Source organism: Streptomyces sp. LUP47B (genome assembly GCF_001746295.1).
GTDB lineage: Bacteria > Actinomycetota > Actinomycetes > Streptomycetales > Streptomycetaceae > Streptomyces.
Map to the genome: position 1 here is coordinate 81,585 of NZ_MJAH01000009.1, position 19,414 is coordinate 100,998.

Genomic DNA, 19,414 nt, shown 5'->3' on the forward strand with positions numbered 1-19,414 from the left:
CGGTTGTCGGAGTCGTTCGGGGTCGTCGGAAGAGGTGTGGGCATGGATGTCGGGCTCAAGCGCGAGCTGGAGGAGAAGGTCGGGGCCGGTGAACGGCTGACCCGTGAGGACGGCATCGCACTCTACGAGTCGGACGACCTGGCCTGGCTCGGCGGCCTCGCGCACGAGGTGCGGACGCGGAAGAACGGCGACGTCGTCCACTTCAACGTCAACCGCCACCTCAACATGACCAATGTGTGCACGGCGTCCTGCGCCTACTGCTCCTTCCAGCGCAAGCCGGGCGAGAAGGACGCGTACACGATGCGCATCGAGGAGGCGGTGAAGCTCGCCAAGGCGATGGAGGGCGAGAACCTCACCGAACTGCACATCGTCAACGGCCTGCACCCGAACCTGCCGTGGCGCTACTACCCGCGGTCGCTGCGTGAGCTGAAGGCCGCGCTGCCGGACGTCTCCCTGAAGGCGTTCACCGCGACGGAGATCCACCACTTCGAGACCATCTCGGGTCTGTCGGCGTCGGAGATCCTGGACGAGCTGATCGACGCGGGCCTGGAGTCCCTCACCGGCGGTGGCGCGGAGATCTTCGACTGGGAGGTCCGGCAGCACATCGTGGACCACAGGACCCACTGGGAGGACTGGTCCCGGATCCACCGCCTGGCGCACGAGAAGGGTCTCAAGACCCCGAGCACCATGCTGTACGGCCACATCGAGGAGCACAGGCACCGCGTCGACCACGTCCTGCGGCTGCGCGAGCTCCAGGACGAGACCGGCGGCTTCCAGGTCTTCATCCCGCTGCGGTACCAGCACGACTTCGTGGACGTGAAGGACGGCAAGGTCAGGAACCGCCTCCAGGCGCAGACGCGGATGGCGACGGGCGCGGAGGCCCTGAAGACCTTCGCGGTCTCCCGGCTGCTGTTCGACAACGTCCCGCACGTCAAGGTCTTCTGGGTCATGCACGGCGTCCAGACCGCCCAGCTGGCGCTCCAGCACGGCGCGGACGACATGGACGGCTCGGTGGTCGAGTACAAGATCACCCACGACGCCGACAACTACGGCACCCCGAACAAACTGACGCGCGAGGACCTCCTGGACCTGATCCGCGACGCGGGCTTCCGCCCGGTGGAGCGGAACACGCGGTACGAGATCATCCGCGAGTACGACGGCCCGGACGCGGGACGCCGAGAGTCGCCGCAGCCGATGCGCCTCTGACCGCGGGGCTACATGGATGTGCGGCTACCGCCGCGCGTCGGGCGTAAGTGGTCCCTTCCGGTCGCGCGGGCCCGCCGCCAGTGACGCCGACGCCTTGCGGACGGCACTGCAGCCCACCCAGGGGCGCGGGGAACTGCGCGACCGGCCCCCACCGGTCCGCGGCCGCGCGTCGGGCGCAAGTGGCCCCTCCGGTCGCGCAGCGACGCCGCCCCCCGGCGGACGGCAGCTGCAGCCCCCAGGGGCGCGGGGAACGGCGCGACCAACCCCCGCCGGCCCGCACCCGCGCTTCCGGCACAAGCCGTCCCCTTCGTTCGCGTTCCCCCACCCCGGGTACTCGCCCACCATGGTGAGTACCAAGGCACCCGAAGACGCCTACACCGCCGAACCCTTCGTTCCCGGCCGTGGCGGTCTGGCCGCTCTGCGCAAGGCCGCCGCCGGTTGCCGTGGGTGTCCCCTGCACCGGGACGCCACGCAGACCGTGTTCGGCGAGGGTGCCGCACACGCGCGCGTGATGCTCGTCGGGGAGCAGCCCGGTGATCAGGAGGACCGGCAGGGGAAGCCCTTCGTCGGTCCCGCCGGCAAGCTGCTCGACCGTGCCCTCGCGGAGGCGGGCATCGAACCGGCGGACGCGTACGTCACCAACGCGGTGAAGCACTTCAAGTTCACCCAGGCCGAGCCCCGCAAGCGCCGTATCCACAAGGCGCCCAGCCTCCGGGAGATGACGGCCTGCGGCCCCTGGCTCGCCAAGGAGCTGGAGATCGTCGAACCGGAGTTGATCGTCGTCCTCGGCGCCACCGCGGGCAAGGCCTTGCTCGGCTCGTCGTTCCGGGTGACGCAGGTGCGCGGGACCGTGCTGGAGGAGGAGATCCACGGCAGGCGGGAGCGGCTCGTGCCGACCGTGCATCCGTCGGCCGTGCTGCGGGCCGAGGACCGGGAGGGCGCGTACCGGGGCCTGGTGACGGACCTGGAGGTGGCGGCCCGGGCGCTGGGGTGACGTAAGTGACGGCCGAACCCACTTGAGGCGCCGGAGGCGTAATGACTAGCCTCGCCCCATGCCCCTTACCTTCACCCTCGACCCGGCCGTAACCCCCGCCCTCCGCGACGGTCTCCTCGACCTGTGGACGGACGTCTCCAACGCGGGCGGCGCCGTCGGTTTCGTCGCGCCGGTGGAGCGGGAGACGATCCGCCCCGAGCTGGTGAAGCACTTCGTGGGGATGGCGGAGGGGCGCACGCGGCTGCTCGTAGGACACGACGAGGACGGCCAGGTCGCCGCCACCGCCTTCTTCAGCTTCAACACGCACCGGCTCATGACCCACTGGGTGTGGCTGTACACGGTGATGGTCCACCCCCGCCACCAGGGCAGGGGCTACGGCCGCGACCTCCTCTCGGCGGCGGCCGACGCGGCCCGCACCTTCGAGGACATCGAGGCGATACGGCTCACCTGCCGTGGCGGCCTCGGTCTGGAGCGTTTCTACGGCTCCTGCGGCTACAAGGAGGTCGGCCGCATACCCGGCGCGATCCGTGTCGCACCGGGCGACGACCGGGACGACGTGATCATGCTGCTGCCGCTCACCTGACCCCCTTCGAGGAACGGGTGCCCGGCGTGCTTCACTGGACGGTGCCCCTTTGGGGTGTTCGGGCCGTTCGATACGGATACGGAAGAGTGGATTGACATGCTCCGCTACACGCTGATGCGCCTCGGGATCCTGGTGGGCTGCCTCGTGGTCGTCTGGGGCCTCGTCTACTCCGGCCTCTTCCCGCGGGGCCTCGGCGACTCCAACGGCATGTGGATCGTCCTGCTCTCCCTGCTGCTCTCGGCTCCGATCAGCTTCGTGGTCCTGCGCAAGGAGCGGGACCGCGCCTCCGTCAAGGTCGTGCAGCGGGTCGACCGGATGAAGGCCAACCTGGAGGCGAGCCGCAGCCAGGAGGACGAGGCCGCCGACGAGGCGAGCCGTGCCCAGGGCCAGGCTCCGCAGACCTCCTGAGGTCACGCCCGCGCTGCCGTGGCCGCGTGACCGTACGCTTTGCGCATGGGTGTCGTGAAGAGCAAGCGGATGCCGCGTGCCGTGCGGGAGCAGCAGATGCTGGACGCCGCTGTGGAGATCTTCGGCCGGCGTGGGTACATGGCCGCCTCGATGGACGAGATCGCCGAACTCGCCGGTGTGTCGAAGCCGTTGGTGTATCTGTACCTGAACTCCAAGGAAGACCTCTTCACCGCGTGCATCCGCCGGGAGGCGGCCGCGCTCACGGAGGCGGTGCGGACGGGGGTGCGGACCGATCTGCCCGCCGACCGTCAGCTCTGGGACGGACTGCTGGCCTTCTTCACCCACACCTCGCGGAGCCCGCACGGCTGGTCCGTGCTGCATCTCCAGGCGCGTATCCACGGTGAGGGGTTCGCCGCCGAGGTCACCGCGATGCGCGAGGAGATCGTGGCGTTCGTGACCCACCTGATCGTGGTCGCGGCCCGCGAGGCGCACCGCGATCCCGATCTGCCCGAGCGTGAGGTCGCCGGCCTGGCCGAGGCACTCGTCGGTGCCGCCGAGTCCCTCGCGGCCTGGGCCAACGCGACGGAGGGCGTGACCGCGAGGCAGTCGGCGGTCACCCTCATGAACTTCGCGTGGGCGGGCCTCGGAAACCTGATGGAGGGCCACCCGTGGACCCTCCGAAACACACCCACCGAGGACGCCCCGCTGCAGGTCGGCTGACAGCAGCAGCGCCCCGACGCCCGTCCTCGGTCCAGGCCGGCCCTGGGGGTGACGCCGCGGGCACATCACCCCGAAGGCACCCCGTATCAGGTCGGCCGACGCCGTCCCCTGTCCTCCGAGGCACCCGTGCCTGTTTCAGGCCAGCGAGTGGACGCCCCCCGTCACATGCACGCGGTCCCCGCCGCACAGCTCGAACCGTTCCCCGTCCGCCGCGTACGTCACCGTCCCCGGCAGCAGCACCGGTGCCCTGAACTCGGCGCGAACCAGCACCGCTTGGGGCGTCCCGTGGGCCGCCAGACAGCGGGCCGCCGTCCACATGCCGTGCGCGATCGCCCTCGGGAAGCCGAAGAGGCGGGCCGTGAGCGGGTACAGGTGGATCGGGTTGCGGTCGCCGGACGCGGCGGCGTAACGCCGGCCGATGTCCCCGGCCAGCCGCCACTCGTCGACGCCGGGCAGCGGTTCATGCCGCTCGCGGTCCCGCTCCCGGTCGGTTTCCTTCGTGCGGTGCCGGGCCAGATACGTGCTCACCGACTCCCACACGACCTCCTCGCCCACCCGCAGCTCGGTCACGACCGCCGCCTCCGTACCGCGCCGGTGCGGCGCCAACCCGTCGACGTACACGGTGAGTTCGTACTCGCCCGTCGCCGCCAGCGCCCGGTACCGCGTGATCTCGATCGACGTGTGCACCAGCCCGAGCAACGGCAGTGGGAAGTCGCGCCCGCTCATCAGGCTCATGGCCAGGGGAAAGCCCAGCACATGCGGATACGTCACCGGCAACGCGTCCTCCCCGGTCGCGAACCCGCACACCCGCTCGTAGGCGGCGAGCCGCGCCAGGTCCACCCGCAGACCGGGCAGCACCAGCCGGGTGCGGGGGAAGTCCGCGGTCGCGGCGGGCCGCTTGAAGGGGGAGCGCAGGGCGCCGAGGGCCAGGAGGGGAGTGAGGGAGGGAGACCGGGCGAGCACGGTGAGTGAGCCGTGGCGGGTGTAGGGGGCCGAGTCGGCGGGACGCCGTGAGTTCTGGGGGTGCGCGAACCGGGAGTGCGAGTCCTCGGAGGCCGAGGCGTCACCGTAGCCGTCGCCGGAGTCCCAGCCTTCGGAGCGCCCGCCCTCCGGGTCAGCTTTCTCGGGGCGCGCCTCCCCGCCCCCCAGCCGCACCCCGTCGGAGTTCGCCCCCGCGGAACCCGGGCCCTCGGCCCGTTCCCCCTCGCCGCACGGCCCTCCGGCCTGCCCGTCCTCCGAGTGCGTCCCCACTACGCCCCCAACAAGCTCTGGCCGCACACCCGCACGACCTGCCCGTTCACCGCGCCGGACGCCGGATGCGCCAGCCACGCCGTCGTCTCGGCCACGTCGGCCGGCAGCCCGCCCTGTCCGAGGGAGTTCATCCGCCGCCCCGCCTCCCGGATGAACAGCGGGATCGCCGCCGTCATCTTCGTCTCGATGAACCCGGGAGCGACCGCGTTCACGGTGACCCCGTGCTCGGCCCGCGCCCGGGGTGCCAGGGAGCGCACAAGACCGACGACACCGGCCTTGCTCGCGCCGTAGTTCGTCTGCCCGGCGTTCCCCGCGAGCCCCGCGATGGACGCGGTGGCGACGATCCGTCCGCCCCGCCGCAGCGTGCCCGCCTCCAGCAGCGCGTCCGTCGTGCGCAGCACGCTCGCCAGGTTCACGTCGAGCACCGAACTCCAGCGGTCCGCGGGCATGTTGACCAGTCGCCGGTCCCGGGTGATCCCCGCGTTGTGGACCAGCACGTCCAGCCCCTCGGGCAGCGCCTCGGCGATCCGAGCGCCCGCGTCCGCGGCCGTGATGTCCAGCGCGAGGGCACTGCCCCCGAGCCGCGCGGCAAGGTGCTCGGCATCCGCCGACGCCCCCGGCACATCGAGTACGACCACCCGGGCCCCGTCCCTGGCCAGCGTCTCGGCGACCGCCGCGCCGATGCCCCGCGCCCCGCCGGTCACCAGGGCCGTCCGGCCGGTGAGCGGGAGGGACCAGTCGACGTCGGCCTCTTGGGCCTGCCCGACCTCGATCACCTGACCGCTGACGTACGCCGACTTGGGGGAGAGCAGGAAGCGCAGCGTCGACTCGGCCGCGGACGCGTCGGTGAGCCGTACGAGGTTGACCGTTCTGCCCCGCCCGATCTCCTTGCCCAGCGAGCGCGTGAAACCCTCCAGCGCCTGCTGGGCGGCGGCCTGGTGATGGTCGGCGGGGTCGAGGGGTGCCCCCAGGACGACGATCCGCCCGCTCTCGGCGACCGACCGCACGACCGGGTGCAGTGCCGCGTGCACCTCCGCGAGCCCCTCGACGTCCCGCACTCCGGTGGCGTCGAGGAGGACCGCGGCCGGTGTGTCCGACGGGGACGGGAACGCCGGCCCGGAGAGCTGTGACTTGGCCGCCGTGAGGTGCAGCACGCCGCCCTCGAACCCCGGGGACCCTTCCGACCACCGCCGCAGAACCGCGGGTTGCGGAAGCCCCAGGCGGCGGGTGAGGAACCGACCCGGCGCGGTACCGGTGAAGCTCAGATAGCGGTCGGCCATGTCCATCTCCCGGGTCGGTCGCAGATTCCTTACTCTGGAGTAAGGTTACCGTAGGTAAGGCTATGTCCGAGGTGAGGAGCTGGTGGAAATGAGCCCCCTGAAGCCGCCGGTCGCCCGGCGTGTGGCGATCGTCGCCGGTGCCCGTGTCCCCTTCGCCCGCTCGGACGGCCCGTACGCCACCGCCTCGAACCAGGACATGCTCACCGCCGTCCTCGACGCCCTCGTCGAACGGAACGGGCTCCAGGAACCGGGCGCCGTGGGCGAGTTCGTCGCCGGTGCCGTCCTCAAGCACAGCCGCGACTTCAACCTCGCCCGCGAGACGGTCCTCGGCTCGAAACTGGACCCGCGCACCCCGGCGTACGACATCCAGCAGGCCTGTGGGACCGGTCTCCAGGCCGTCATCGCCGCCGCCAACAAGATCGCCCTGGGGCAGACGGAATCCGCGATCGCGGGCGGCGCGGACACCGCGAGCGACGCGCCCCTCGGCGTCAACGACGAGCTGCGCCGCATCCTGCTGGAGGCCCGGCGCGCGAAGTCGGCCGGGGCCCGCCTGAAGGCGCTCGCGCGCATCCGTCCCACCCACCTCGTGCCCGACATCCCCCGCAACGCCGAACCCCGCACCGGCCTGTCCATGGGCGAGCACGCGGCCGTCACCGCCCGCGCGTGGGGCGTGACCCGTCAGGCCCAGGACGAGCTGGCGGCGACGAGTCACCAGCGGCTGGCGGCGGCGTACGAACGAGGCTTCTTCGGGGAGTTGGTGGTCCCCTTCCGAGGGCTGGCCCGCGACCAGAACCTCCGCCCCGACTCGACGGCCGGCAAACTCGCCGCGCTCAAGCCGGTGTTCGGGCTCAAGGACCCCGACCCGACCATGACGGCCGGGAATTCGACCCCGCTGACGGACGGCGCGGCGGTCGTGCTGCTGGCGTCCCAGGAGTGGGCCGAGGAGCGCGGCCTGGAGGTGCTGGCCTACCTCACGGCGTACGAGACGGCGGCCGTGGACTTCGTGCAAGGGGATGTCGTCCAGGGGGAGGACGGTCTGCTCATGGCGCCCGCGTACGCCGTCCCCCGCATGCTGGAGCGAGCCGGTCTCGGCATGGACGACTTCGACCTGGTCGAGATCCACGAGGCCTTCGCCTCCCAGGTCCTGGCGACCCTCGCGGCCTGGGAGAAGCAGGGCCTGGCCCCGGTGGACCGGGACCGTCTCAACGTCACGGGATCCTCCCTCGCCACCGGGCATCCCTTCGCCGCCACCGGTGCCCGGATCGTCGCCACGCTCGCGAAACTGCTGGCCGAACGGGACGGCCCGGGCCGCGGCCTGATCTCGGTGTGCGCGGCGGGCGGACAGGGGGTGACGGCGATTCTGGAGCGGCCGTAAGCGTCGATAGCTGACGAAGTCTCACTTTGCGGTCGAGGTTGCACAGTCCCGGCTCCGGACCATCAACGAACCCGCACAGACCCCCCACTTGAGGCACTTAGGATCACCGTCCTAACCCCAGGTAACCCTTCCAGGCGCACTCGCGGGTGAACGCCCCGGTACGTCCCCTGCGTACCTCATGCAGCGGAACGCTACCGAGCTGCACGTCCCAGGAGCTGACCATGTCCCTCTCGTACGTGTCCGGTCACGACTACGACGGCGCACCCGTGCTCGTCGAACCCGAGATCGTGCGGCTGGACGGCGAGGTCCGCGAGGTGTCGGTGCCGCCGCTGGCCCCGCCGCGGACGTATGGCTCGCTCGCCGACCTGCCCTTCGACAACGCCGAGGCGGCGCCGGAGCAGCGGGTGATGAGCCGCCGTACGCAGGACGGCCGCTGGGTCGATCTGACGGCGACGGAGTTCGCTGCGCAGGTGCTGGCCGTGGCGAAGGGCCTGATCTCGGAGGGCCTGATGCCGGGCGACCGGGTCGCGATCATGGCCCGCACGACGTACGAGTGGACGCTCCTCGACTTCGCCGCGTGGGCCGCGGGCCTGGTGACGGTCCCCATCTACCCCACGTCCTCCGTCTTCCAGACCCGTTTCATCCTCCAGGACTCCGGCGCGGTCGCCCTGGTGACGGAGACGGCCGGCCAGGCCGCGGCCCTCGGTCCCGAGCTCAGCCGCCTGCCCGATCTCCGGCACATGTGGATCATGGAGAAGGGGCATGTGGAGCGTCTGGGGGAACTCGGCCAGGCCGTCCCCGACCAGGAGATCGGCGTACGGCGCGGCATGCTGGGCCCGGGCACGGTCGCCACCGTCGTCTACACCTCCGGCACCACCGGCCGCCCCAAGGGCTGTGTGCTCAGCCACGGCAACTTCCTCGCCGAGGTCGACAACGCGATCGAACTCCTCTACCCGGTCTTCAAGTCGAAGTCGGACGAGGCGGACCTGGCGACCCTCCTCTTCCTGCCCATCTCGCACGTCTTCGGCCGCATGGTGGCCATCGCCTGCGTCCGCGCCCGCGTCCGCCTCGGCCACGCGCCGAGTCTCCAGGCCGAGGACCTGCTGGCCGACCTGAGCAGCTTCAAGCCGACCTTCCTCCTCGTGATCCCCTACATGCTGGAGAAGGTCTTCAACAACGCCCGCGCCAAGGCGGAGAGCGGCGGCCGGGTGACGGTCTTCGACCGCGCGACCAACGTCGCCGTCCGCTACGGCGAGGCGATGGAGACCCGCCACGCGGGCACCGGCTCAGGGCCGGGCGCGGGCCTCAGAACGGCCCGCACCTTCTACGACCCGCTCGTGTACCGCCGTATCCGCAACGCCATGGGCGGCAGGATCCGGCACATCATCTCCGGCGGCTCGCCGCTCGGCCGCCGTCTCGCCGCGTTCTACGCGGGCGCCGGCATGGAGATCTACGAGGGCTACGGCCTGACGGAGTCGACGGGGGCCGCGACCTGCACCCCGCCCCTCAAGCCCCGCCTGGGCACGGTCGGCTGGCCCATCCCGGGCACCCGGGTCCGTATCGCGGCCGACGGCGAGATCCTGCTGAGCGGTGGTCAGGTGTTCCGGGGTTACTGGGACCCGTACGGCGACGGGGTGGCCCCCGCCTCGGCCGACGGCTGGTTCCCGACCGGCGACATCGGAAAGCTGGACGACGAGGGCTATCTGACGATCACGGGCCGCAAGAAGGAGATCCTGATCACGGCCGGGGGCAAGAACGTCGCCCCGGCCCCGCTGGAGAACTGGCTCCGCTCGCACCCCCTGATCTCGCAGTGCATGGTCCTCGGTGACCGCCGCCCCTACATCTCGGCCCTGATCAGCCTGGACATGGACGGCGTCAACCACTGGCGCCAGATGAACGGCAAGCACCCTGTTCCCGCCGAACTCCTCACCAATGACGAGGAGTTGAGGCAGGTCCTGCAACGCGCGGTGGACGAGGCGAACAAGATGGTCTCCCGCCCCGAGTCCATCCGCCGCTTCACCGTCCTGCCCACCGACTTCACCGAGGCGGCCGGCCATCTGACCCCGTCGATGAAACTGCGCCGGGAAGCGGTCATGCGGGACTTCGCGGAGGAGATCGAGGGGCTGTACGCGCGCTGAGCGCCGCGGTCGGTGGAGACCTGATGAAGACGTTTGCGGTTCGCTGCAAGTGTGACCTAGGTTTGGTGTACGAAACGGTTTCGGACCGATGTGGTGTCCGAGCAATCCGAGCCCCATGAGGGGAGCACCATCGTGGAAGCCATTCCGGCAGCCACCGCCCAGGTCGTGCCGTCCGGTCAGTCCCAGGCCCCGTCGAAACACCGATGGTGGGCGCTGGCCGTGATCGGTCTCGCCCAGCTCATGGTCGTGCTCGACGCCACGATCGTGAACATCGCGCTGCCGTCCGCGCAGCAGGACCTGGGCTTCGACAACAACGGCCGGCAGTGGATCGTCACCGCCTACTCCCTCGCCTTCGGAAGCCTGCTGCTGCTCGGCGGCCGCCTCGCCGACCTCTTCGGCCGCAAGACGACCTTCATCATCGGCATCGTCGGCTTCGCCGCCGCCTCCGCGGTCGGCGGCGCGGCGAACGGCTTCACCATGCTGGTCGTCGCGCGCGCGGTGCAGGGCCTGTTCGGCGCCCTGCTCGCCCCGGCGGCCCTCTCCCTGCTGACGACGACCTTCACCGAACCCAAGGAACGCGCCAGGGCGTTCGGCATCTTCGGAGCCATCGCCGGTTCCGGCGCCGCGGTCGGCCTGGTCCTCGGCGGTCTGCTCACCGAGTACCTGAACTGGCGCTGGACGCTCTACGTCAACGACGTCATCGCGGTGCTCGCGCTGGTCGGCGCGGTCGTCTTCATCGGCCGCTCCGTCCCGGCCGAACGGCCCCGCCTTGACATCCCCGGCGTGGTCCTGGTCTCCGGTGGCCTGTTCGGTGTCGTCTACGGCTTCGCCAACGCGGAGACGCACGACTGGGACAACTGGATGACCTGGGGCTTCCTCGCCGCGGGCGGCGTCCTGCTGGTGGCGTTCTTCCTCTGGCAGGCGCGGGCGAAGCACCCCGTGCTGCCGCTGCGGGTCCTCGCCGACCGCGACCGCGCCGCCGCCCTGTCGACCATCCTCATCTCGTCCGCCGGGATGTTCGGCGTCTTCCTCTTCCTCACCTACTACCTCCAGTCGACGCTGGGCTACTCGCCGGTCAAGAACGGCGTGGCCTTCCTGCCGATGGTGGGCGCGCTGATGGTGATGGCGCAGCTCTCCACCAACTGGCTGGTCCCGAAGATCGGCCCCAAGATCGTCGTACCCCTCGGCATGCTGGTGGCCGCGGGCGGAATGGTCTGGCTGACGCGCCTCGGCCTCGACAGCAGCTACGCCTCCCACGTGCTGCCGCCGCTTCTGCTGCTCGGCGCCGGGCTCGGCATGTCGATGCCCGCGGCGATGAGCTACGCCACCCTCGGGGTGCAGGCGAACGACCAGGGCGTGGCCTCGGCGGCCCTCAACACCACCCAGCAGGTGGGCGGTTCGATCAGTACCGCGCTGCTGAACACCCTGGCCGCCACCGCCGCCACGAACTACGCCAAGGACCACCTGTCCGACCCGCTGGTCAAGGCGAACGCGGCGCTGCACAGCTACGAGGTCGCCTACTGGTGGTCGGCGGGCTTCTTCGCCGTCGGCGTGATCATCACGGCACTGCTGTTCCGCGCGAAGAGGCGGGAGACCGCCCCCGCGGAGCAGGTCGAGGCACCGGCCCCCGCCCCCACGGTTACCGCTCCCCCCATGGACGCGGCGGCTCCCGTCGTCCGCGGACAGGTGCGCAACGGCACGGGCGCCCCCGTCCCCCGCACCGCGATCACCCTGCTCGACGGCTCCGGCCGCCAGCTGGCCCGCGCCACCTCCGGCGAGGACGGCACGTACGCCCTCGACACCGCCGAGCGCGGCAGCCTCGTCCTCATCGGCTCGGCCCCCGGCCACCAGCCGCACGTCGTCACCCTGAGCGTGAACGGCGCGCCCGTCTCCCACGACCTCGTGATCCTGCCCAGCCCCGGTGGCCTGACCGGTACGGTGCGCGGCGGGGACGGCGAGCCCCTCCCCGCCGCGCTGGTGGTGGCCACCGACCAGCACGGTGACGTGACGGCCTCCGCCACCGCCGGGACGGACGGCGGCTACCGGCTCGGCGACCTGCTGCCCGGCGACTACACGCTGAGCGTCAGCGCGCCCGGCCACCGCCCGGTGGCCGTGCCCGCCACCGTCTCCGCCGAGACCGCCCGCCTCGACATCGAGCTGACCACCGCGGCGACCCTGCGGGGCACGGTCCACACCCCGGACGGACGCGCCCTGGACGACGCCCGCGTCACCCTCATCGACGCCGCCGGCAACGTCGTCGGAACCCGCACCACGAGCGTCGACGGCGGCTACGCCTTCACCGACCTCGCCAGCGAGCAGTACACGGTGATCGCCAGCGGATACCCGCCGGTGGCCACGCAGGTCACCGTGAACGGCAGCGAGGAGGTCGACGTGCTGCTGGGACACAAGGAGGCGTAGGGCCCGCCGGTCCGCGTCAGCGGAGGACGTCCTTCGTCAGCACCCCCTGCTCGGTCGCGAGCGTGTGGTCGTAGTGCCGGCCGGGCCCGCTCAGCCGGTACCGCTCGCTCGTCGTGGCCACCGCGTGCCGGTCCTCGCGGGCCACGCCGAGCGTGAAGGTGGCGTCGCCGTGGTAGCTGTCGTCGACCCGGGTGGCGCCGAGGTGGGCCCGGTCGGCGAGGGACATGACGACCCGCAGACGGTTCGCGCTGTCGATGGTGGCGCGGCCGTCGAGGGTGTACGTGCGGTCGGTGCGGTTCAAGTGGCCGTTGGTCGTGACGAGTTGGTGATCGGTCCAGGTGCCGGTCTGGTTGTCCGTGTTCTCGTCGGGCGTCCACTGGTGGTCGATCGCCGTGGTCAGGGTCCGCTCGACGGTCGTGGTGACCCGGCCGTGTGAGGTGTTCAGATACCCGGTGACCTTGAGCCGGTCCTTGCCGTCGGTGACCAGGTGTCGCATCGAGCCGTCGGTGAAGGTGTTGCCGACGGCCGGACTGGTTTTCTCGTACGACGTGACGGCCCCCGTCACCACCGACTTGTGGGCGTCCTGCCACACCAGGACATTGGTCGGCGCGCTCCACCCGGTCTGCCCGGCCGGCACTCCGACCACCTCGACGTCCACGGTGTGCGCCTTGCCGTCGTTGAGGAGGCCCGCGAAGGGGGTCAGGTCGAAGGTCAGCGGACGTACGTCGAAGGCGGTCGGGGACGGAATCACCGACCACAGATAGGGCGACCAGCCGCCGGTCCACACGTTCGGATACGGCGACGCGATCCCGGCGACCTTCCCGTCCACGCTCACCTGTACCTCGCGGTACGGCCCGTCGTCCCCGCCCTGGCAGGAGTACGACGCCTTCGGGGTCGTGGCCGAGTACCAGAACTCCTCGCAGCCGCCGCCCGACCCGGTGGCGTACACCTCGGCGAGGATGCGCTCGGAGTTGCGGGGGACGGTGAGGGAGGCGCCGGTGGTGACGCTGTCGCCGTCGCTGAGGGGGATGACCTGGTCGGGAGCGTCCGTGCCGCCCCCGGGGCCGGGAGCGTAGAAGGTGAGCGTCACCTCGACGTCGAGGATGCCCGTGTAGGTGTCGTTGACAACGTTGCCGATGAGCATGTCGACGGACTGCGCGCTGCTCAGCGTCTTCTCGTACTCGGTGACGTCCTTCTGGACGGACCAGTTGATCCCGTCCTGTGAGGGCTCGGGCGTCGACGTCCGGAAGACCTGCACCCCGCCGATGTCCAGATACCCCAGGCGGTCGTACTGCCGCCCCTTCACGTTCCCGTCCATCCGCAGCACGACCTTCGACCACTGCCCCGGGGTTCCGCAGCCGGTCGGCGGTGTGTACGTCCCCGTGTACGGCGTGAAGTCCTTGAACCGCGCTTCGGCGACCGTGACTTCGCAGGCCTTGGTGTGCGGGGTGCTGATCGGCGGGGCGGCGGTGACGGGGTCGTGGTAGTCGGTGCCGAACTCGACGGGGACCGTGGTGGCGGACGCCGTGCCCGCCGCGAGGGCCAGTGAGGCGAGCGCGGCGGCGAGGGCGGTGGCGGCCCGGCGCAGGGAAGGGTGAGGTCGTCTCATGCGCCGCAGTGAACCTGTGTACCCCTCCGGTGACCAGAGGGTCAGAAGAGGTCTTGACCAATTCGAGTCTCTTCGCTGACCTTCGCGACGAAGGGAGCCCACGCGGTGGGGGAGAGGGTGAGGTGAGGGCCGGGAAGGTTCTTGGAGTCGCGGAGGTGGATGGTGTGGGGGGTGACGGCGACTTCGAGGCACTGGCCGCCCTCGCCGCTGCTGTAGCTCGACTTGAACCAGTTCAGCTTCTCTATGGTCATCGCTTTTCCTGCATCTTCTCGATGAAGTCCAGGGACTCGTGCGGGTTGAGGGCCTGAGCTCGGATGATCCCATAACGGGCAGCGAGGATGCGTACCTCTTCTCGGCCAGTGATCAGCCGTGGGTACCCCTGACTCTCCATGTACACCACTTGCTCCTTGCCCTTGGGGGTGAGCAGGGTGAACGAGTTGTCCAGGCAGGGGTGTTCGGTCCGTCCCGTCGGCATCACCTGAAGCTGGACGTTCCGCATACGACCGATGTGCAGCAGCCGCCGAAGCTGACCCGTCTGCACCTCGGGTCCACCGATCGGCCGTTCCAGCACGGCCTGTTCGAGGACGAAGCTGCACTCCGGCGGCGGCCACTTCTCGAAAAGCTGCTGACGGGAGAGCCGGTCGGCGACACGTTTCTCGATGGTTTCCTCGTCCAGCGGCGGGTGCCGTTGCGTGAACACGGCCCGGGCGTAGTCCTCCGTCTGGAGCAGGCCCAGCACGCCCATGGTGCTGTAGTCGTAGAGGGAGACCGCCTCGGCCTCCAGCCCCGCGTAGTTGCGGTACCACTCGGGATGCCGCGTCCGGGTTTTGGCCATCGCCTCCTCGACCTCGGGCAGGACCTCCTTCAACAGGCCCCCGGCGTCCAGCAGTTCGTCCGCCTTGATCAGGACCTCCGGCCGGAGTGTCCGCACTCCCCTCTCCATGGAGGAGACCGCGTCGGGGCCGTACCCCACCAGCTCCCCGAACTCCTTCTGCGTCAGCCCCTTCCGCTCCCGCAGAAGCCTGACCATCTTGCCCAGCGCGACGAACAACCCCGCCGTACCGTCTGCCTCCGCAGGCGTCTCCGGCCTCCGCTCACCCACGCACTCACCCCTCCCACGCGACAACCCGTACACCGAACCGACCGCACTCGTACAGCTACTCAGAGTCGCCGAGTCGCACCTGGTCAGCGTAGAGAGAACCCAGCACGCTCGGTGACGTGAACGCCGAAATCTCCACCCCCACCGAAGAACTGACCCAGCGTCTGAGCGCCACTCCGCGAGGCGCTCGCCTGGCCCGCAGACTCACGGCCACCCAGCTCGCGGCATGGGGCCACGCCCACGACACCGACGTCAACGACACCGCGCAGCACCTCGTCGCCGAGCTCGCCGCCAACGCGGTGACCCACGGCCGCGTACCCGGAAGGGACTTCGAACTGCGCCTGCTACGGCTCCCGGAGAACACGCTCCGTATCGAGGTGAGCGATCCGCGAGGCGACCGCCGACTCCGGTACGTCAACGACGAGGCCGGCGAACACGGCCGCGGCCTGATCCTCGTGACGCTTCTCGCCGACACCTGGGGCGTCACGGAGCGGGACGTCGGCAAGACGGTGTGGGCCGAGCTCGGGCTCGGGAGGGCATGAGAACGGCGGCACGGTTGCCCGCGCCGCCGCCCTCCCGCGTTGTGCCCGACGTCAGTTGGAGAAGTAGAAGTACTGCCAGGCGCCGATGGTGGTGGTGTTGACGCTGTCGCCCGAGGACGGGTCCACGTACACGGCGCGTACCCGGGCGCGGATGCCCGCGCTTCCCGAGTGGCCGAGGTTGACGACGCACTTGCCGTTCGTACCGAGTGCGAAGTACTCGGAGGCGGTCGTGTACCACCTGCCGTCGGAGTAGACCTGGAGGTCCAGGCGCTCCTTGCGGTCCCGGTAGTACGTCATCGTGGTGGTCAGGATCGCGTCGGTGTTCTTGTGGAAGTAGCGGTAGCGGGTGGAGCCGATCGTGCCGGTCTTGTAGTACTTGGACAGTGAGCCGGCGATCTTCACGTGTGCGTACGCGCTGGACTTGACGGTCCGCGGAGCGTAGCGGGAATCGCCCTTGTAGACGGCCTTCACGGCGGTGTCGCGGGACATGGTGACGACCGCCGACAGGTTGCCGTGCGAGTCGACCTTGCCGGTCTTCAGCAGCTTGTTCGGCTTGTCCGCGCCGTAGGGGTCGGCCCAGATCTCCACCGTGCGGTTGCTGTAGGTGGTACCGAGGTGGGCGGTGAAGGTGACCTTCTTGCCGTAGTCGTACGTCTTCTTGTTGTTGGTGAGTGTCAGGGCGGGCGTGGCCCGGGAGACGGCGACGGTGTCCGAGGCGGACGCCGGGGTGTGGGCGGCGTCCCCGGGATACGTGACCGTGTAGCGGACCGAGCCGCCGGCCGGGGGTGCGTCGGTGAAGGAGAACGCGCCGTTGGCGCCCAGCTTCGTGGTGCCCAGGGACTTGCCCGAGGGGGAGAGCAGGTCGGTGCGTACGACGTTCACCGGGGTCCCGGCGGGCGGCTTGAGACCGGCGGTGAGGGTGCCCTTGACGGTGAGCGTCTTGGCGCGAGCGGCGGTGCCCGGGGCGTTGACGGCGAGCTTCGTGACGTACTTGCGTGGTTCGGTCACCGTCTGGAACTGCATGTAGCCGGACGATCCGGTCAGCACGAACAGCTTCGTGCCGTCCGCCGACCAGGCCGTCGAATGTCCGCCCCACGGCATCCATGAGCTCGACAGGTTGCGGACGCTGGCCGGGGCGTCGGCGCCGCCCGGGAAGACGTAGGTGTCGCCGGTGTTGTCGGTGTCCAGCGAGGTGGCCGCGATCGTGCCGTCCGGGGCGATGGCGACGGTCTCCGCCTCATCGTTGACCGGGTACGCGTGCACCTCGGCGAGGTCGGAGAGCCGGTATTCGACGGCGGCCCGGTGCCCCTGCCCGACCACGACGATCGACTGCCCGCCGGGGGTGAGCGCGGCGTCGCTGTAGAAGCCGCCCTCGTCCGCCGTGACACGGATGACCGGGGTGCCGGAGGCGATGTCGTAGACGACGATCGGTCCGCTGCTGATACCGCCGTCCAGCGCGACCAGGGTGTCCGGGTTAGCCGGGTCGGCATACAGCCTCGGCGTGCTGGCGAAGTCGTGATCGCCCGCGAGGTCGAGCCGCACGGTGACCGGGTCCGCGGTCAGATCGACCTCGCCGAGCCCGGAGTCCCACTGGTCGCCGTAACCGAACCAGATCCGCCCCTGCGTCAGGGCGATGTGCCGCGGCGCCGTCCCGGCTCCCGTCGCGTACTCGCCGGTCTGGGTGAGCGTCGCGGTGTCGAAGGCGACGATCTTGTCGGCGCGGGTGACGGCGGCATAGAGCGTGCTGCCGTCCGCACTCAGCTGAAGGTCCGACACCCCGGGCAGACCGGTGAGTCTGGTGACGATCTTGCCGCTGTTGTCGACGACGGCTATGGCGTCGCCGGTGCTCATGTAGAGGTGCTGGTGGGCGCCGTCGACGACGGTGTCACTGACGTTGTCGACGCCGATCGGCACGCTCGTGTCGGCGACCGCGGGAGAGGCGGCGAGCAGCACCGAACCGAAGAGAGCAGCCGTCACGACGGCAACCGGAAGTGTGCGTGTGCGCACGGTAATTGAACCCCCCAAGACTGTGGCCGGTGTCAGCGGCCGGTACCGGCCCCGTGGCCGGCGAGTGAAGCGTAGGCCAGACCTGTGACACTCCGTACAAGCACCTCCGCTCGGCCGAGTGCTTGTGCACGAACCGGCGGCAGGTCCGAAGGCAGGGACCTCAGCCGTGCGCGGCCGTATCGCGGCAGGACTCCACCACGGTGTCCGCGAACGCCCGCGCCGGCGGCGACAGCGCGTCCCAGCGGCGCACCGCCCAGCCGACGGAGAGGGGCCGCAGGGCGGGGACGGGAACCAGTCGTAGGTCACCCCGGCCGGATACGTCGAGGCCCGGCAGGGACGGCACCACCGCCCGCCCCAGCCCGAGTTCGGCCAGCAGCAGCGCCGTGTCCCAGTCCGCCACGCTCGTGTCGAAGGCGAACCGGACACCCAACTCCGCGCAGGCCGCGTCCAGGTGGGCGGCGGAGGTCGAGTTCGGGGGGAGGCGGATGAGCCGTAGACCGGACAGCTCGGCCGCGTCGACGTACGGGCGCCCCGCGAGTGGATCCCCGGCCCGTACCGCCAGCACCCACGGCAGTTCCATCACCGGCCGCTGCTCGATGCCCCGCACCGGCGCGCCCAGCGTGATCCACGCCAGGTCGAGACTGCTGTCGGCCAGCGCGTCGAAGCAGGCCCGGCTGGAGCTCTCGGTCCTGAACTCCAGGCTGATGTCAGGGTGTTGCTGCCGGAAGGCCACCACCGCGTCCGACATGAAGTGCCGTACGGTCGTCGCGCCCGTCGCCACCCGGACCGACCCGCTCTCCCCGTCGACCAGTTCACGCAGCCGGCGCAGGGCGAGATCCAGCCCGGCGATCCCTTCCGCCGCGGCCGCCTCCAGCACCCGCCCGGCCTGCGTCGGTACGACCCCCCGAGGCTGCCGCTCCAGCAGACCGACCCCCGTCTCCCGCTCCAGCCGCTTCACGTGCTGACTCACCGCGGACTGCGTGCAGCCCAGCTCACGGGCCACCGCACTGAGGCTTCCGGCGCGGCACACGGCCACGAAGACACGCAGGTCGTCGAGGGTCATGATCCCCAAGCTAGCACTTGGGTCCAGTGACAAATTCTTAGGATTGACTCGGGTGAACGCCCGTACGACGATCTCCTCAGGGCCCGGGCGGCAACCCGCTCCCAACCCGGGAGGAGCGGGTGCCGACCCAACCCACGCCCACTGCCGAGGAGTCCGGTGTCCACCACTGACGAAGCCAGAGCTCTCTTACGGCGGCTCGGTGCCGAGCGCATCCCCCACCCCGGCGGCACCCTCCTCACCCACCTCGAACGCGTCCGCATCCAACTCGCCCTCTGGGACGCCCGCCCCGCCCTCCAGCTCGCCGGTCTCTGCCACGCCTTCTACGGCACCGACGGCTTCCCCACCGCCCTGCTCCCGCTCGACCGGCGCACGGAGCTCGCGTCCGTGATCGGCCCGGACGCCGAGGCGATCGTGCACTTCTACGCGAGCTGTGACCGCGGGGCGACCTACCCGCACCTCCTGGAACCCCGCTTCCGGGACCGGTTCACCGGGCGGACGTACGCCCCCGACCTCGTCCTGCGCAGGAACTTCGCCGAGCTCACCGCCGCCAACGAACTCGACCTCGCCCGCCGGGACCCGGCCTTCCGGGAGCGGTGGGGGCCCGAACTCCTCGCCCTCCTCACCCGTTTCCGGCCGCTTCTCAGCCAACTCGCCTGGCGGGACACCCTCGACGTCCTCCACGGCTCTTGACTTCTCAAGACCCCCGCGCGACGTTCCGGAC

At 70.6% G+C, this 19,414-nt stretch carries 17 protein-coding genes; 10 read left to right on the forward strand and 7 right to left on the reverse strand.

Features of this window, described 5'->3' with window-relative positions; all coding sequences use genetic code 11:
• The first annotated feature begins 42 nt into the window (after window positions 1-42).
• The 5 genes from mqnE to BFN33_RS26650 all read left to right on the forward strand — a co-directional run bounded on the left by mqnE (window position 43) and on the right by BFN33_RS26650 (window position 3,911).
• On the forward strand, window positions 43-1,206 hold the full coding sequence (gene mqnE, locus BFN33_RS26630) for an aminofutalosine synthase MqnE (protein WP_069762701.1): 1,164 nt from the start codon (window positions 43-45) through the stop codon (window positions 1,204-1,206).
• A gap of 343 nt (window positions 1,207-1,549) precedes the next feature.
• Window positions 1,550-2,200, forward strand: a complete 651-nt coding sequence (locus BFN33_RS26635; RefSeq protein WP_088245402.1) for a UdgX family uracil-DNA binding protein — start codon at window positions 1,550-1,552, stop codon at window positions 2,198-2,200.
• A 58-nt stretch (window positions 2,201-2,258) separates the two neighbouring features.
• Window positions 2,259-2,783, forward strand: coding sequence for a GNAT family N-acetyltransferase (locus tag BFN33_RS26640; protein ID WP_069762702.1), 525 nt, complete (start codon window positions 2,259-2,261; stop codon window positions 2,781-2,783).
• Window positions 2,784-2,879: 96 nt separating this feature from the next.
• The gene (locus tag BFN33_RS26645; RefSeq protein ID WP_069762703.1) at window positions 2,880-3,191 is read left to right on the forward strand and encodes a DUF4229 domain-containing protein; all 312 of its coding nucleotides are present in this window, start codon (window positions 2,880-2,882) and stop codon (window positions 3,189-3,191) included.
• A 45-nt stretch (window positions 3,192-3,236) separates the two neighbouring features.
• Entirely contained in the window at window positions 3,237-3,911 is a 675-nt protein-coding gene (locus tag BFN33_RS26650) for a TetR/AcrR family transcriptional regulator (RefSeq protein WP_069762704.1), read from the forward strand.
• Between the two features lie 135 nt (window positions 3,912-4,046).
• On the opposite strand, the gene BFN33_RS26655 is transcribed toward BFN33_RS26650, so the two are convergent.
• Together BFN33_RS26655 and BFN33_RS26660 are read right to left on the reverse strand one after the other, a co-directional pair.
• Window positions 4,047-4,874 carry a MaoC/PaaZ C-terminal domain-containing protein gene (locus BFN33_RS26655; protein WP_069762905.1) on the reverse strand — a complete coding sequence of 276 codons (828 nt, stop codon included), beginning with the start codon at window positions 4,872-4,874 and terminating at the stop codon, window positions 4,047-4,049.
• Between the two features lie 287 nt (window positions 4,875-5,161).
• Window positions 5,162-6,442 carry a 3-oxoacyl-ACP reductase gene (locus BFN33_RS26660; RefSeq protein ID WP_069762906.1) on the reverse strand — a complete coding sequence of 427 codons (1,281 nt, stop codon included), beginning with the start codon at window positions 6,440-6,442 and terminating at the stop codon, window positions 5,162-5,164.
• A gap of 88 nt (window positions 6,443-6,530) precedes the next feature.
• Between BFN33_RS26660 and BFN33_RS26665 the strand changes: the two genes are divergently transcribed.
• The 3 genes from BFN33_RS26665 to BFN33_RS26675 all read left to right on the forward strand — a co-directional run bounded on the left by BFN33_RS26665 (window position 6,531) and on the right by BFN33_RS26675 (window position 12,373).
• Entirely contained in the window at window positions 6,531-7,817 is a 1,287-nt protein-coding gene (locus tag BFN33_RS26665; protein WP_069762705.1) for an acetyl-CoA C-acetyltransferase, read from the forward strand.
• Window positions 7,818-8,038: 221 nt separating this feature from the next.
• Window positions 8,039-9,955 (forward strand): long-chain fatty acid--CoA ligase, encoded by a 1,917-nt coding sequence (locus BFN33_RS26670; protein WP_069762706.1) that lies wholly within the window; start codon window positions 8,039-8,041, stop codon window positions 9,953-9,955.
• Between the two features lie 132 nt (window positions 9,956-10,087).
• Window positions 10,088-12,373 (forward strand): MFS transporter, encoded by a 2,286-nt coding sequence (locus tag BFN33_RS26675; RefSeq protein WP_069762707.1) that lies wholly within the window; start codon window positions 10,088-10,090, stop codon window positions 12,371-12,373.
• 16 nt (window positions 12,374-12,389) lie between these two features.
• On the opposite strand, the gene BFN33_RS26680 is transcribed toward BFN33_RS26675, so the two are convergent.
• From BFN33_RS26680 to BFN33_RS26690, 3 genes are read right to left on the reverse strand one after another with little or no spacing between them, the layout of a single operon-like run.
• Window positions 12,390-13,982 carry a peptide-N4-asparagine amidase gene (locus tag BFN33_RS26680; protein WP_069762708.1) on the reverse strand — a complete coding sequence of 531 codons (1,593 nt, stop codon included), beginning with the start codon at window positions 13,980-13,982 and terminating at the stop codon, window positions 12,390-12,392.
• A 41-nt stretch (window positions 13,983-14,023) separates the two neighbouring features.
• Entirely contained in the window at window positions 14,024-14,233 is a 210-nt protein-coding gene (locus BFN33_RS26685) for a DUF397 domain-containing protein (RefSeq protein ID WP_069762709.1), read from the reverse strand.
• Window positions 14,230-15,084 carry a helix-turn-helix transcriptional regulator gene (locus tag BFN33_RS26690; RefSeq protein ID WP_079141028.1) on the reverse strand — a complete coding sequence of 285 codons (855 nt, stop codon included), beginning with the start codon at window positions 15,082-15,084 and terminating at the stop codon, window positions 14,230-14,232. The genes BFN33_RS26685 and BFN33_RS26690 overlap by 4 nt, the downstream gene beginning before the upstream one ends.
• A gap of 116 nt (window positions 15,085-15,200) precedes the next feature.
• On the opposite strand from BFN33_RS26690, the gene BFN33_RS26695 reads away from it, so the two are divergent.
• The gene (locus tag BFN33_RS26695) at window positions 15,201-15,623 is read left to right on the forward strand and encodes an ATP-binding protein (RefSeq protein ID WP_069762711.1); all 423 of its coding nucleotides are present in this window, start codon (window positions 15,201-15,203) and stop codon (window positions 15,621-15,623) included.
• Window positions 15,624-15,674: 51 nt separating this feature from the next.
• Here BFN33_RS26695 and BFN33_RS26700 read toward each other — a convergent pair whose 3' ends face one another.
• Window positions 15,675-17,600, reverse strand: a complete 1,926-nt coding sequence (locus BFN33_RS26700; protein WP_141757996.1) for a YncE family protein — start codon at window positions 17,598-17,600, stop codon at window positions 15,675-15,677.
• Between the two features lie 190 nt (window positions 17,601-17,790).
• Complete coding sequence (locus tag BFN33_RS26705) at window positions 17,791-18,693, reverse strand: LysR family transcriptional regulator (protein WP_069762713.1); 903 nt, start codon at window positions 18,691-18,693, stop codon at window positions 17,791-17,793.
• A gap of 156 nt (window positions 18,694-18,849) precedes the next feature.
• Here BFN33_RS26705 and BFN33_RS26710 point away from each other — a divergent pair, with 156 nt between their 5' ends.
• On the forward strand, window positions 18,850-19,383 hold the full coding sequence (locus tag BFN33_RS26710) for a DUF6817 domain-containing protein (RefSeq protein WP_256122880.1): 534 nt from the start codon (window positions 18,850-18,852) through the stop codon (window positions 19,381-19,383).
• Window positions 19,384-19,414: the final 31 nt, after the last annotated feature.

Coding starts and splice junctions, on each gene's coding strand:
- BFN33_RS26670 (WP_069762706.1), top strand. CDS start 8,039: ATGTCCCTCTCGTACGTGTCCGGTCACGACTACGACGGCGCACCCGTG.
- BFN33_RS26665 (WP_069762705.1), top strand. CDS start 6,531: ATGAGCCCCCTGAAGCCGCCGGTCGCCCGGCGTGTGGCGATCGTCGCC.
- BFN33_RS26680 (WP_069762708.1), bottom strand. CDS start 13,982: ATGAGACGACCTCACCCTTCCCTGCGCCGGGCCGCCACCGCCCTCGCC.
- BFN33_RS26650 (WP_069762704.1), top strand. CDS start 3,237: ATGGGTGTCGTGAAGAGCAAGCGGATGCCGCGTGCCGTGCGGGAGCAG.
- BFN33_RS26685 (WP_069762709.1), bottom strand. CDS start 14,233: ATGACCATAGAGAAGCTGAACTGGTTCAAGTCGAGCTACAGCAGCGGC.
- BFN33_RS26660 (WP_069762906.1), bottom strand. CDS start 6,442: ATGGCCGACCGCTATCTGAGCTTCACCGGTACCGCGCCGGGTCGGTTC.
- BFN33_RS26705 (WP_069762713.1), bottom strand. CDS start 18,693: ATGACCCTCGACGACCTGCGTGTCTTCGTGGCCGTGTGCCGCGCCGGA.
- BFN33_RS26640 (WP_069762702.1), top strand. CDS start 2,259: ATGCCCCTTACCTTCACCCTCGACCCGGCCGTAACCCCCGCCCTCCGC.
- BFN33_RS26635 (WP_088245402.1), top strand. CDS start 1,550: ATGGTGAGTACCAAGGCACCCGAAGACGCCTACACCGCCGAACCCTTC.
- BFN33_RS26645 (WP_069762703.1), top strand. CDS start 2,880: ATGCTCCGCTACACGCTGATGCGCCTCGGGATCCTGGTGGGCTGCCTC.
- mqnE (WP_069762701.1), top strand. CDS start 43: ATGGATGTCGGGCTCAAGCGCGAGCTGGAGGAGAAGGTCGGGGCCGGT.